This is a genomic window from Schumannella sp. 10F1B-5-1, from assembly GCF_006517535.1.
GTDB lineage: Bacteria > Actinomycetota > Actinomycetes > Actinomycetales > Microbacteriaceae > Schumannella.
On sequence record NZ_VHQH01000024.1, the window covers coordinates 1 to 363 of the forward strand.

General features: G+C 76.3%; 1 pseudogene. It reads left to right on the forward strand.

The window, feature by feature from the left end:
• Positions 1-363: pseudogene (locus FJ658_RS03615) on the forward strand (biotin carboxylase); the annotation flags it as partial.

Sequence of the window (363 nt, forward strand, 5' to 3'; positions counted from 1 at the left end):
GGTGCCGGCTGCGCAGCGCCGCCTCGTCGAACCCGGGCGCTCGGACGCGTTCGTGCCGGGGCTGGCCGCCCTTGTCGCCGACGACGCCCTCGACGTGGTGATCTCGACCGTCGACGTCGAGCTCGAGGCCCTCGCCACCCGCCGAACCGAACTGACCCCTGCGGTGCTGGCGGCCCCGAGCGCCGACACCCTCGCCGTCGCGCTCGACAAGCTCGCGCTCGCGGAGCGCTGCACGCCCACCGTCAACGTCCCGCGCACGGTGCTCGCGGGGCCCGACGCGCTCGCCGTCGACTGGGAGTTCCCGGTGTTCGCCAAACCCCGGCGCGGAGCCGGCAGCCGCGGTGTCCGGGTGGTGCCCGACCG